Origin of the sequence: Alistipes sp. Marseille-P2263 (assembly GCF_018101075.1) — a bacterium.
GTDB classification, from domain to species: domain Bacteria; phylum Bacteroidota; class Bacteroidia; order Bacteroidales; family Rikenellaceae; genus Alistipes; species Alistipes dispar.
The window spans coordinates 97,005-110,699 of the sequence record NZ_JAGQEJ010000007.1 but is presented as its reverse complement, the minus strand read 5'-3'; the positions used below and the strand labels follow the sequence as shown (position 1 = coordinate 110,699).

At 61.3% G+C, this 13,695-nt stretch carries 10 protein-coding genes; all 10 read right to left on the bottom strand.

The window, feature by feature from the left end:
- Window position 1: 1 nt before the first annotated feature.
- On the bottom strand, window positions 2-1,336 hold the full coding sequence (locus KB554_RS09735) for a sugar MFS transporter (protein ID WP_211035829.1): 1,335 nt from the start codon (window positions 1,334-1,336) through the stop codon (window positions 2-4).
- A gap of 78 nt (window positions 1,337-1,414) precedes the next feature.
- Window positions 1,415-2,698, bottom strand: coding sequence for a DUF4855 domain-containing protein (locus KB554_RS09730; RefSeq protein ID WP_211035827.1), 1,284 nt, complete (start codon window positions 2,696-2,698; stop codon window positions 1,415-1,417).
- Between the two features lie 12 nt (window positions 2,699-2,710).
- Window positions 2,711-3,790 (bottom strand): SGNH/GDSL hydrolase family protein, encoded by a 1,080-nt coding sequence (locus tag KB554_RS09725; RefSeq protein ID WP_211035825.1) that lies wholly within the window; start codon window positions 3,788-3,790, stop codon window positions 2,711-2,713.
- 55 nt (window positions 3,791-3,845) lie between these two features.
- Complete coding sequence (locus KB554_RS09720; protein ID WP_211035823.1) at window positions 3,846-5,465, bottom strand: phosphodiester glycosidase family protein; 1,620 nt, start codon at window positions 5,463-5,465, stop codon at window positions 3,846-3,848.
- Window positions 5,466-5,486: 21 nt separating this feature from the next.
- Window positions 5,487-7,487: a DUF6259 domain-containing protein gene (locus KB554_RS09715; RefSeq protein WP_211035820.1), complete on the bottom strand. Its 2,001-nt coding sequence runs from the start codon at window positions 7,485-7,487 to the stop codon at window positions 5,487-5,489.
- A gap of 8 nt (window positions 7,488-7,495) precedes the next feature.
- Window positions 7,496-9,724 (bottom strand): hypothetical protein, encoded by a 2,229-nt coding sequence (locus KB554_RS09710; RefSeq protein ID WP_211035818.1) that lies wholly within the window; start codon window positions 9,722-9,724, stop codon window positions 7,496-7,498.
- Between the two features lie 22 nt (window positions 9,725-9,746).
- Window positions 9,747-9,947 carry a hypothetical protein gene (locus tag KB554_RS09705; protein ID WP_141428225.1) on the bottom strand — a complete coding sequence of 67 codons (201 nt, stop codon included), beginning with the start codon at window positions 9,945-9,947 and terminating at the stop codon, window positions 9,747-9,749.
- Entirely contained in the window at window positions 9,898-10,056 is a 159-nt protein-coding gene (locus KB554_RS13285; protein ID WP_242116278.1) for a hypothetical protein, read from the bottom strand. The genes KB554_RS09705 and KB554_RS13285 overlap by 50 nt, the downstream gene beginning before the upstream one ends.
- A 73-nt stretch (window positions 10,057-10,129) precedes the next feature.
- The gene (locus KB554_RS09695; protein WP_211035816.1) at window positions 10,130-11,977 is read right to left on the bottom strand and encodes a DUF5018 domain-containing protein; all 1,848 of its coding nucleotides are present in this window, start codon (window positions 11,975-11,977) and stop codon (window positions 10,130-10,132) included.
- 29 nt (window positions 11,978-12,006) lie between these two features.
- On the bottom strand, window positions 12,007-13,692 hold the full coding sequence (locus KB554_RS09690; protein WP_211035814.1) for a RagB/SusD family nutrient uptake outer membrane protein: 1,686 nt from the start codon (window positions 13,690-13,692) through the stop codon (window positions 12,007-12,009).
- Window positions 13,693-13,695: the final 3 nt, after the last annotated feature.

Genomic DNA, 13,695 nt, shown 5'->3' with positions numbered 1-13,695 from the left:
ATCATCCGTTGTTTTCGATTCGTTGCCAGGGCCAGCGCACGATCTTGTACCCCTTCACGGCGAAGAAGACCAGGTAGAGGAAGCAGGGCACGAGAACCCAGTAGCCCATGCGCATGCCGCAGCGCTCGGCGACGAAGCCATAGACCAGCGGCAGAATCGCATTGCCGCACAGGCCCATGATGAGCAGCGAGGACCCCATCTTGGTGAACCGCCCCAGCCCCCGGATCGCCAAAGGCCACACGCCGGCGTAGATCAGCGCGTTGGGAAGCCCCAGCGCATTGAGCAGGAAGATCGAGGCGTTGGCCCGGTGTCCGAACAGCGTCACCCCGAAATCGCACAGCACGACCCCCAGCGAGAGCAGAAGTCCCAGAGTGGAGCAGACGACGAGCGCCTGCTTCTGCGTGACGTACCTCGGAATCAGAACGATGCCCGACAGAAAGCCGATCATCGTGCAGGTCAGCGTGAACGAGGGAAAAACCTTGGATTCGACAAGGTCCATGCCCATAGACCCCGCGTAGTTGATGATCGTGTCGATGGCGACGACCTGAGCGCCCACCTGACAGAAGATCGCCAGAGCTCCCAGCCAGAGATACGGAAAATCGAAGAGGCTCCGCCGCCCGGGCGTGTCGTCGGCCCCCGACGCGGAGTTCTGCGAGTCGGTGTCGATCTCGGGCAGAACGGAGTAGCGGATGCCCACGCCCACGAGCAGCAGCAGCACGCCCAGCACCGCATAGGGAACGATGACGCGCCGGATCAGGCCGTCGAGCAACGGGGCTTTCGCCGCGGCGTCGAGCGTCCCGGAGTCGATCAGTGCGAACAGCTCGCTGTCCTCGGGCCGGAGAATCAGCGCCGCCAGGATGAGCGGGGCGATGATGCCCGCCGTCTTGTTGAAGACGCCCATGACGCTCATGCGCTGAGCCGCGCTCTCGATCGGACCGAGGATCGTCACGTAGGGATTGGCCGCGGTCTGGAGGACCGCCAGCCCCGTACCGATGCAGAACAGTCCGAGCAGAAAAATCTCGAACTGACGGAAAAGGGCCGCCGGGACGAAAACGAAGGCCCCCAGGGCCGTAAGCATGAATCCGTACATGATTCCACGCTTGAAGCCCACCTTTTTCAGCAGGATGCCGGAGGGTACGGCCATGATGAAATAGGCGATGTAGAAGGCGAAGGAGACGAAATAGGACTCGAAATGGGTGAGCTCGCAGCATATCCTGAAATAGGGAATCAGGATGGAGTTCACCCACGAAACGGCTCCGAAGATGAAGAACATACCGGCCAGAATACCCAAGGAGAGGAGGTAGTTTCTGCGCGGGGTGGAAACGGATTTTGTCATAGGTCGTTGTTTTGGTGGTTTTCCGTGAATGAATAAAAAACGATGTTTTCAGGTCGGGGGGGGGAGCGTGAGAAACGTTCAGAAAACGTCCTCCGGGCCCTTTCGGTGCAAATCGACGGCCGGGGCGACGTCCCGCACACGGCCCGGATCGCCTCGCATGTCGTCCGGACCGCACCGGGACGTCCGGATCGGACGGCTCACGACGAAGGAGCAGAACGCGTGGTAAAGCTCCCTGTCGGCCGCTGCGGCCGAATATTTCAGCGTCCGCAACGACTGGCCGCCCTGATAGTAGGCCAGCCGTTTGTCAGACCACACTCCGTTACGCCGGAAAGCCGACATGTAATCCCGCAGCCGGCTGGCCTTGCCCCGGCTCTCGAGCGCATTGTCGTCAAACTCCAGTTCGAGATGCATGTCCGCCTCCTCGGCCATCCGGCACGCCTCGTCCAGGCGCGACTCGGGGACCGATTCGCTGAAGAAATAGTTCGGCTGCAAGTAGGCACAATGGAATCCGTAGGACTTCCACTGACGTGCACCCGAGGCGCCGAAATAGGGAATCCAGTTGAAACTTTCGTTCAGCCCGTCGAGGTAACAGGCTATCGCTCCCAGAATTCCGCTCGTATCCGAGTCCTTCTCGGCAAGCCAGTAGAACCCGCCAAGCTCGACATGCGCGTATTTCCGGCGGTCGAACTCGGCCCGCACCGTGTCGATGAACCATTTGCATGCCTTCAACCGATCGTTCGCATCCGAAAAATCGAGCGCCTCGCCATCGACACTCCCCCAGTATCGGGTGACCTTCGAATCGACGTCCCGATAGCGAATCGGTTCCGGAATCGCGACCACCACCCGGCGTTTGACGGCCGGGGCGCCGAGATGCGCGGCGGCCTCAGCCACCGCGTCCTCCAGGGCGCCGATGCCCGTATCGTCGCCGAAACAGTAGTCGATCAGACGCTGCCATGCGGCCCGGTCGGCCGAGCGGAGCGGCCGACCGTCGTAGGTGTAGCCGTCGGCGAATTTCACCCCGGAGCCTCCGTTACCGTCGGGATCCATGATCTCCAGCAGCAGGAAGCCGTCGAAGAGCCATTGCGTCCTCCCGTCCGGATCCGTATAGGTGACGTAGTCGGACAGACGCTCTCTGTCCCATTCATACGGAGTCCGATGGTGCCCGCCGCCATAGATCAGCACCAGATCCGTAACGGAGGGTACAGCCCGGCGGGAAAGTTCCCAATCGTAGGGTTCGGCCATGAGGGCATCGGGAGGGACAGGCTTCAGGTACGGAGGCGGAGAGGCCGACGTCTCTTCGCCGCAGAACGTACATTGCAGGGATAGCGTGCACAACAGCATCGCGGAAAACAGAAAGCGCATAACCGGCTCGTTTTATTTCAGTACGCGCCGGAGAACCGGATACAGCAGGTCGGCATAGCGCATCATTCCCAGGTCGGTGAAGTGGATGCCGTCCACGGTCGCCTCGCCGTCGTCGCCCAGCATATCCTCCGAGCTGACGTAGTAGATATTGCGCTCGCCGCTTTCCCTGAGCCGCCGGTAGTGTTCGGCAAGGGCCGCGTTGAGCCGGCGGACGGACGCGGCGGCCTGCACGTCGAAGAACGTATGGGGAAAGACTGGGTCCTCGACGAAGACGATCGGCGTGTCCGGATGGCGGTCTCGGAGAATGCGATAGAACGGAAGCAGCTTCGTCTCGATCTGTTCGACCGTCACGTTGGGAACGAAATCGAGAACGAAGACTCCCGCATCCACTTCGGCCATCAGGTGCGCGATCTCGTAGTCCAACTGCCCGTTGCCGCTGAAACCCAGATTGATCGCCTCGCGGTTCAGACGCCGGGAGAGGATATTCGTATGAGCCATCCCCGGACGGGATGAACAGCCACCCTGCAAAATGCTCGTTCCGTAAAATACAATGGGATGCTCGCGAACGGGGTACGAAAGACGGGGCGCGCCGATCATCGCGCAGGAATCAACGCCGATCGAGAGACTGTCGATGCCGTCGTAAAGCGGCAGGTAGAGCATGTACTCGCGCTCCTCCGGAACCATATCCGAAACGATCCTCGACTCCGTGGTCTTTCCACTTCCGGGACGAGCGCAGTTCACGAACCTCCAACCGCCGTCCACCCAGGCGTAGAGGTCGAGGCCCCGAACTCCCGTAGGGGCCATGTGGTTCATCGAATTGCAGAAGGTGTTGGTCCACCGCACGGAGATCGTCGTGGAGTTGGAGCGGAACCGAACGGCCAGTCCCGCCGAGTGCAGCCCCAGGTCCCAGACGGGACGCCGTGCGAAATCTACAACCGATCCGGGCAGACGTGTGTAACGCCCGAAAGTGGATTCCCTGGATTTCCCGTAAACCGGAAAAGACGACCCCTCGTGGTAAACCAACTGGGATAACACTGAAAACGGGAAAAGCAAACCTGCCAAAAGGAAGAAACAGATGAGATTTTTTTTCATGGAAAGACAACTTTATAAACAAAATAGCACAAAGCGCTTCAAAAATAGAAAAATTTTATCTCTTTTTAAAGAATCCTGCCGTAGAAACCACCGCCCGACTCGCTTCGGCCGTCGTATCGTTAAGATGTTTGCCGTCAATGACCATACCGGTCGAACCGCCGCCGTCGAAATTCACGGCATCCGTACACCCGAGCCCCTTCATGATGGCCGCCAATTCGGTGAGTGTGGCCCCTCGGCTCGATTCGATGCGTCCGTCGCAGACGAAGAGCACGATACGGCCGTCGGCAGTGCTACCTACGGCCGTGCGGTCGGGCGATACGCCGACACCGAAAATATCGTAAGGCATGATCTCGTAGTTGCTCAGATAGTAGTCCGCGCCTTTCGGGGTCTCGGTGAAATCGAACGGGCATTTGCCGTCCTTGAGCAACACGGGCCCCGCACTGAGGGCATACTTCGGCGTCCAGGCGATATCCGGAGCGGGGTTTTCAGCACTCACGACGTCGTAGCGAGCCTCCCCCTTGACCGAAGGCAGCGGGCGATCGAAATAACGGGCCGCCCCCCGGGCGTCGGTTCCGGCCCAACAGACGCCGGGGGTTCCCGAAGCATCGACACCGAACAGGCCGCGCGTCACGTTATACATCGTATCGTACTCCTCGGTATCGGACGTGCGGAGCGATCCGCGGACGGCCGGGATCGTTCCCGCGGTCTCGCCATCGACCACGGAAATCCCCGTATGGCGGCCGTTGTAGAAGTAACCGCCGTTGATCATCACGTAGCAGTCGCCGCCGAAGGCCGCCGACTGCTCCTCGATCGTCGCGGCGCCTTCGGGCACCGAAACGCGGAACTCCACCGTACCCTTCGAAAGGTCGGCCACGGCATACCAGGCGTGGAAATTGCGGCCGTTGAGCTTGCCGGTCGTCTCGTAGAGCCCGATCTCGGCCGGAAGCGACTCGTGCGAGAGTTTCGTCCAGTCGAAGGTGACGGCCGGAGGTTCCTCGCCGAGAGAGGCTTTCGTTTCGGAGCTGTAACAGGTCGCACCGCCGGAGGTCAGGAAAGCACGGACCGTGTACTCCCTGCCGTATTCGAGCAGGGCGTTGGGAATGACCTGCAGCACGGCGCCGCCGTCCTCGGGAAGCGCCGGACCGTACTGCATCGCATCCTCCGTCGTGGGCAGGCCGTCGGCGCTCCAGCAAAGTCCGTAGCGGGCATCCGAAGGCGCATTGTCGATCCGGTACGTCACAGCGATACAGGTCGCCGTGGCGGTCGGCTGCCCGTCGATCTCCACCACGGGAAGCTCCGACGACGGGGTCAGCGTGAAGAACTCATAAACGACGCGTGAATCGCCAGCCTCGGACGTGCCCTTACCCTGCACGCCGAAGAAGTAGCCGGCACCGTCCTCGAGGCCCTGCGATATCGTATATCGCGTCTGATCGGCCTCCACGGATCCGGCGATCCACCGGTTCGTGGCATCGGCGGCATCGCGCACCCAGATGTCGAAACCTTTTTCATCGGTACTGTTGTCCTGCCAGGAGACCCGCACCGAGGCGGCTCCCACCCGTTCGATCCGGATATCCGAAGGAACCGCAACGCGTCCCGAGGCGCGATTTCCGTCGTCGTCGTCCGCGCACGCCGCACAGGCGCAAAGGGCCACGAGAGCCCAGAATGTCGTTTTCATACTATTATCGTGTTTCTGGTTTCACCGGTCAATACGTATGGCATCGAGCGCCGGAACCGTGATCCGCCGCCCGTCGGGAAGTTCCACGCCGCGCGCCGTGTCGCCCATGTTCACCACGACGCAGGCCCGGCGCCCCGAGCGGCTCTCCCACTCGGCGGCCAGCACCTCGGGAGTCGTCTCGTAGTTCGGAATCTCCCGGCGCGGATTGTCGCCCCGGGGAACGATCTCGCCGAGGAAACGTCCGCCGACGAACAGGTCGTGCTGCCGGCGGCGGAATGCGGACAGCCGCTTCAGGAACTCCGCATCGAGACGGTTCTCCTCACGCATCAGCATCTCGGGATCGACCCATCCGAGCTGCGATCCCCACAGCAGGCTCTTCATCGTAATGAAACGGAGCGAGCCGTCGTCGAAACGCCACGGGATATAGGTATATCCGCTGTAGATGCAGCGGTCGGAGTAGATCAGCGGGAAGAGCGGCACCATGCGCACGGAGGCATTGTGAGGCGAATTGACCACGAGCATCATGTCGAAGAGGTCGATATAGCATTCGGCGCACTCCTCGGTGGTCATCGCCCGGTCGGAACCGAAGAGACCGCGGCGCATCCCTTCGAGCAGATCACGGTAGGCGGCCGGCCACCATCCGCCGCCGCCCGGAGCATGGGGATGATCCGGGGCATAGCAAGCCTCGCTGCCGGCGCATCCGATCTGATCCATATAGACGCCGTCGGTCTTCAGTTCGGCGAGGATCCTCCGGTTCAGGTCGCGCAGCACCTCCTGCCAGACGGGCGACGAGGGACAGGTCACCGTATTGGGCACTTTGGAACTGTACACCTCCGTATAGAGCGTACCGTCGGCCTTGCGGCACGAAGCCTCCGAACCGTGCAACGTCCGGTAACTGTCGGTCGCAGGATCCCACAGCCGCCCGTTGATGTAGGGCGTAACGCGCGCCCCGAGGCGCTGCGCTTCGGCGACGGCCTCGGCAAATCCCTCCTGCGCGGGGAAATACTCCGGATAGTTCGTATCGAAAGGACGGGCGTGCCAATGGTACCAATGCAGGCCGACACCGCGGCCGTAGAATCGCAACGCCTTGCGCAGAGCCTCCCGGGCGCCGGGTTCCGCACCGTTCGGGCGCAGCCACATGTCGGCCTTGCGGATCCACTCCACGACAGGACGGTCGGCAAGCGTACGGGCGCCCCAGCGGGTTTCGAACGTGAAGGGACGGTACCAGCGGAGCGCCGCAGCCTGCCATCCCCCGCGGCTGAATCCCAGCACCGTCGGCCAGGGCAGCACGAAGCGGCCTCCGTCCGACCAGGCATAGGAGGTCGTCATCTGCTGTACGAAGACGACGGCATCGCCCTCGCTCACCATGCAGAGGCACTTGCCGCACCCCCGGCCATCCTCGGCGGCGAAATAGGCCGTGCCTCCCGCATGGTGCATCATGACGAGCTGCATGGTTCCCGTGCAGGAGGGATAACGCGCCTGCAGCCGACCGGAGTTTCCGATCGCATACTCCGTACCGTAACCCACGGGCAGGATGCCCTTCGCATCGCGGGGACGCGCCACGGCGATGCGGGGAAACTCCGCTTCGGTGAGCACCCACCCTTCGGGCAGATCGGCATCGAGACGCCACTCGGGAAGTTCGGAATCGGCCCCGAGCGCAACGGTCACGCGCACAGCACGGGCCGGACCGCTGTCGAGATGCACACGCCAGGTGAAGCGCAGCGCCGCCATTCCCAGCGTATCGAGACGCTCTCCGCCGTCGTAGTATCCGTTCCGCGGCAGCAGGTTCGGATTTTCGCCGTTCACGCCCCGATAGACCAGACGCCAGGGATGGGTCGCACTCCCCCCGGCAGGCAGCATCTCCGCACCTTCGGAGCGATAGGATTCGAACAGGAAGGTCTTGCCGCCGGAGAAGACGAGCTCCGCGCGGTCGTTCTTCAACACGAGTTTTTCGGTCGGGGGTTCCGCCGCTCCGGAAACGGCGGTCAGGAACAGTGAGGCAAGCAACAGACAGTGTTTCATGCGTATCGTCATTTTTGGGGTTCGATCGGACGGTTTATTTTCCGTACGGCCCCGAGGAAGAGCCGTTCAGCCTCCTCCTCGGGAAGATCCAGTTCGAGAACGGCCCGTCCGGCGGCAGGCAACAGGCAGAGTCGTCCTTCGCGGCGGAAGGCGATGCGCCGCCCCCGGTCATCGGTCAGCGTCGGTCGCGATGCGGGAAGCGTCAGCCGCAACTGATCCTCACCCGAGGTATGCCAATAGAGGATGCAGCTCTTCGTACCGCGCCGAAAGAGGAAGGCCCGCACGCCCGACTCGTCGTCGGGCGTAAGCTGCCGGCAGGGATAGAGCTCGAAGCGTCCCTGCGAATCCTCGAAAAGGAAAAACTCCCGGTCGGGATCCTTAAGCCGCTCCTTCTGTTCGGGCGTGAAGGCATTCGCAAGCTTGGCTCGCTCCCAGCGCTCCATGACCCGCAGGTTGTCCTCCGTACGGGGATGCCGGCGCAGCTCCTCCAGATTGCCCACGAGCGACACGGGAGCATCCCAGGCCAACGCCTTGCAGTAGATATATTCGTACATGTCGGGCTGCATGCCGATCGTCGCGCCGCCCGGAGCCAGGTAATTCACCCATCCGAAATCGACCGCCGTGAAGTCCTCGGCGTTGCGGGCAGCGCAGCGCAGCGTATATTTCTTCATCGCCGGACGGATATACTCCGGAGGGAAGATATCGAAGGCATTGCCGCGCGAAAGAATATGCCATCCAAAATGCGACTTGAGCGCTCCTTCGGCGAAAAGCGGCGCAGGCCGCAGCGCATCATAGACGACCGACTGCGACCGCGAAACATTGTACCAATAAGGCATCGGGACATCCTCGGCCCCGTCGAAATAGACGAAGCGGAAACCCGCCTCGGCATAGATGCGCCCCAGGCGTCCGGCGATCTCGCGCTGGATGCCCGTATTCTGGTCGATCCGCACGAACAACGGCCAGTCGTCCACATCGAGCAGCCGGGCACGGCTTCCGGCGGCATGTGCGGCGGGCTGCGAGTTGTGCAGCCCCCGCCGGCATCCCGTCAGCATATAGGGCGGACGGGTCGTGCAGTCCGCGTAGGAGATCAGTTCGTCGCCCAGATGCAGCAGCCGGCGGCCCTCCTCCCGGCGCAGCCCCTGCGTGTTGCCCTCGACGACGAGCACCGTGTCGGCGGCACCTGCCGGCTCGGCGAGAACCAGTTCACAGACGGAGTTCATCCGCGTATCGGGATGTCCGCCGTTGATGTAGGGGTCGTTCACCCCCACCTTCGAATAATGGAAATGCAGACCCGGAATCATGCCTGCGGCACGGATGCGGTCGGTGACGTAACGCAGGTCTTCCATACCGCCCGGGTACTCCTCGCGCCAGCCGTAGTGGCCGCACGAACGGGCGAAATCGACGTAATAGACCATCATCGTGCGGAATCCGCCCCGACGGGCGTATTCGATATGGGCGTCGATGTTTTCGGGCGTCACGCCGCGCAACGAATAGTACGAGCAGCGGTAGGACCCGTCACGGCGGCTCTCGACACCCCGCGGCAGGTCGTAATCCCGCTCTATCTGTCCGATGGCCGGGAGCAGCCCCTCGCGCGAGGAGACGACGAGCGCCGCCCCCGGACCGAACAATCCCACCTGCGCGTCGAGACCCGCATAGAGGGTCGTCGCCTCCGCCGTCGGGAAGGCGTCGATACGCGTCCCGGGATGGGTCCCCAGCAGATTGATGGCCACCCGGTCGTCCCAGACTACGTTGAGCCACTCGCCGAAGTGCGCCCGCGGACGCAGGGGCAGTCGCAGGAGCGCGAATTCGTCGATCTCGGTCTGGCGCTTGACGCCGTAGGCCTCGATGCGGTAATCGACGCGCTCGAGCGAAAAGCCGATGTAGTCGTCCTCGATGTCGAGCCGGATGACGGCGATGTCATAGGTATCCTCGAACCCGACATAGAGCCGGTCGCCGCGCCGTTCGACCCGACAGGCCGGAAAAACGCGCGGTTTGGCCGGATAGATCAGGAAATTCTCGTTATCATAGGGCCGGTACTGCGTAATCGCGCAGATCGGGGTCCGCACCTCCGCGGCGAGGCACTCCTCGCCCGTGGATTTGTGGATCAGGCTGCGGGCCGCACCGTCGGCACCGATCACGAGCCGCACAGCGGCATTCTCGATGACGACATCCGCACCGCCGGCCTGCGCCAAGAGCGGAAAGAGGAGCACACACAGAGTGGAAAGTACATGTTTCATGTGATTCGTCGTTACAGGGAAATCAATCGCGGAAATCCATCTTTTGCGGACGGCGCCCGACGATCCCGGGGCCCGCGGGTTCGGGACGGCGGGCCGGATCGCGCGGATCGAAACAGCGGATGCCCTGCCGCTCGGAAAGCGCGGACACGGAATCCATACGCCGCATGCAATCCTCATAGTCCTTCACTTCGGGCTGCGTCCGGACCGAGGCGTGCCGCGGCATAGGCGACGATATCGCGAATCTCCTCCCGCGCATAGAACCGTGCCGGCGTACCGGGATCGCGGCGGCTCCCGACTCCGCCGACCGATGCAAGACGCGGATAACCCTCGATCTCGATGCCGGGGATCGGAAGAACCGACCGGAAGGCCCCCTTGCGGAGAGCCTTCCGGCAGCCGGTTCAGACGTCAAATGTCATATCGCGTGATTTCGTAAGCCAGAATACCGTTATCGGTCGTCAGCATGTAGGCCTGCACGGCATTACCGTCCTCGCTGGCTCCGAAGGCCACGTCGCCCGTGCCGTTTCCGTTCGCGCCCAGCACGACATCGCCCGAAACGAACGGATAGGAGGAGGTCATGCCCGTGGGAGAGTAGCCCGTCCCGGGAATATCGGCCGTTCCGGTCGTAAGATTGCCCTCGCGCGAATCGAAGAGAAATCCCGAAATAAGGGCTCCGGCGGCAGGATCCGCAATATCGGCGACATAGAGTCGGGCAGACTTGATACCGCTGGCATTATCCTTATGGCAGTTCTGAATGCCGATAAGCCGCATGCCGTTGAAGTCGATGCAATCGACACCCGTGATCTTGTCCGTCAGCCAGAAGTGCGTCGTCGGCACCGTGAACTGCGTAGCGGATATTCCGTTCGCGGGAACATAGGTTACCGTACGCCGCTCGTTGCCCGATCCGTAAACATACCCCGGCGACAGGTTGTCGTCGCCCATCGAGAAGAGCACCGGCTTGGTCGTGTACCACATCGAGGCGAGGCTGTTGGAGCGGAACTCCACGACGGCCGTCGCGGTCGAAGCGACGCCATCGGCGAGCGGAATGAAGACCGAACGGATCTTCTGGATGCAAGAGGTACCGATTATGGCTTCGCCCGAGGTCACGTCGCCGATCACATCGACCATACGGCCGATATCGTAGGTCGTCGTACCCGGATTGGCACTGCGCAGCGGAGCAAAATAGGGATCGGACGGCAGGCTCTTCGAGAAAATCAGGGTCGGAGCGTCCCCGATGCCGTTTTTCCATACCCACACCTCGAAGTCGGGCAAAGTCGATGAGTTCGTATAGGCGACAGCCACCAGATGACCGGCAGAATCGCTCGTGATGGCGTGGATCGACCTCGATATGCCCGTCGCATTGACGCTCAGTCCCGTCGGCTTGCCCGTAAAGCGGTTCATGACAACCATCTTCGACGCATCGCCGCTGTTGCCGACGATCAGGTAGTCGCCGACAACGGCCAGCGTACGGTTGTTCTCCGCTTCGAATCCGTATTCGTTGTTCTCCAGAATCTGGAAACCGAACAGGCTGGCAATATATCCCGCCTTGCCCGAAGGCACGAACGACGGAAGATCGACTGCGGTCTTGTAGGTCTTGCGAACGGACCCGTCCTGCGAAACCACCACGATGTCAGGGAATTCAGACAGGTCGATCGTGCCGTCCCCGTTCATGGCCCGGCATTCGATCGTCGCCCAGGGCGATACGGTGACCGTTGCCGCCTTCAGCGCTCCGTCGATCGAAGAGGAGGTCTTGTACACGGTAATAGATCCGGTCCCGTCTTCCGTCTCAGGTTCCTTGATCGAGACGACGGCATTGGGCATATCGGCTAACGAAACCCGCGTAGCGAAGGCCTGATCCGACTTCACATAAGCCGCATTGATCGTGTAGTGCCTGCTCGATCCGTCCACATCGGACACCAGCGTGCGCTCGATACCCGCAGCCAGATCGTGAATCCCCGAAAGGCCCGGCTCGAAACGGGTGCCGTAGGGAAGCGACCCACGGACCTTCATGGCCGTCAGATCGCCCTGGACGGCCTCCGTGTCGGAAATGTAATAGGGAACCTGCACGGTAATGATTCCTGCCGCTTCGTCCACGACGGCATCGTATTCGACGTTTTCGTCCGAGACGAGACGGCCCTTGACGGTAAGGGTCTGCATATTTTCACTGCCGGACATCACCAATTCATCCGGATCCTCGCAGGCCCCGAGGACCAGCGCCGATACGAACAGTCCGGTAATCAAATGTCGCATTTTCATAATTATCGCGTATTGAATGATTTGTCAAATTATTTCCAGATCTCGTTCTGCTCGCACAACGTATTGTTCTGCAGCTCGGTGTAGGGAATCGGGAAGATCGTATATTTCTCGGGGAAGAGACGATCCTGCGTGTCGCACTCCACGCGCTCGTAGCTGAAGCCGTCGCCCGTCCTGGTAATCTTCACACCATGCAGACGCTTGTTGTTGAGCGTCTCGACGGCAATGCCCCAGCGCACCAGGTCGAAGAAGCGGTGGCCTTCGAGCCCCAGCTCGCAGATACGCTCCTTGGCCAGATCATGCAGGTAATCCTGCCAGTTGCCCTTCTGCGCCAGTACGGGAAGCCCCACGCGGTCACGAATCGTTCTGAGGTCTTCGTACGCCGGTCCGAACTGGTTCTGGCGCGCATAGGCTTCCGAACGGATCAGATAGATCTCGGCCAGGCGCATCTCGGTCCAGTAGGTTCCGGAAAGAATGTTCGTGAAGTTCACCTTGCCGCTGTCGTCCATGAATTTGCGGAAAATGTAACCGGTCGTCGATTTGTGCACGTTGTCCTGTCCGGTGATGGAGAAGTCCATGTAATTGTCCTTGCCTCCGGCATAGAGTTCGAGCTTGCGGCCGATCCAGGTGGCATCGTTATAGAGAATCGACGCATAGAAGCGCGGCTCGCGGTTGTCGAAGGGCTTATTGCCGTATTTCGAAAGGTTATCCCAATCGAAGGCCTCGTAGCTGCCGCCTACCCTGATGTCGAACGACGAGGCGTACTCGTCGGTCGGCGTGGCCGATGCACCCACCTTGTCGGCGGCGCCATAGGGCTGACCGTCGTACGGAGGGCAGAAATAGGTGTTGAAATTGTGCTGCTTCATGCTGATGCCCGACTGGAAATAGACCGGGATAATCAGTTCCTGGTTATTAGGCGTCGAGAAGATCTTGTAGTAATCGGCCGCAGTCTTGCCGGGAAGCAGGTCGTAGCCCAATTTCAGTACCTCGTCGCAGGCCGTGACGGCATCGCCCCAACGCTCCGCATAGAGCGACGCGCGGGCGATCATACCCCAGGCGGCGCCTTTGGTCAGACGCCCGGCTTCCGCAGCCTCCCAACTTGCCGGAAGATCGGCCTCGGCCTTCCGGTATTCACCGATGATGAAATCCCAGCACTCCTCCTCGGTCGAGCGGGCCTTAGCGCGCTCATCGGGCCCGTCAACGGCCGTGTCGCTGTTGCGCAGGATCACCCCGCCGTGACGGATCACCAGTTCCTGATAAGCGAACGCACGCAGAAAACGGACCTCGGCCGTACGGATCTTCACCTGGTCGGGATCGAGCCTGATAAGCCCTTTGTTCAGGTCCTCCAGATATTCGTTGAGCTTGCTGATCCAGGTGTACATAGCAGACCAGTTGGAGCGGAAGTTGCTCTGCTCGGTGACGTAATTGGGCTGATAGAAAAACCTGTTCATCGCGCCGGCCGATACGCCGTACCAAGAGTATTTCACCAGATCGGTCGCGCCGTCGTCCATCAGGCACGAACTGCCGCAGGCTATATCGGCATTGGCATAAAGCACGCCGTAGAAGTATTTGACATACAGGTCCAGGTTACTCAGGGACGAATAAGCCGTAGTTTCGCTGTAGCTTCCCGTCGGCTCCACGTCGAGCACATCGCACGACGCCGCCGAAAGACAGAGGACCGAAAGAAGTCCCGCCGTATATTTTCTGATCTTGTTCATATC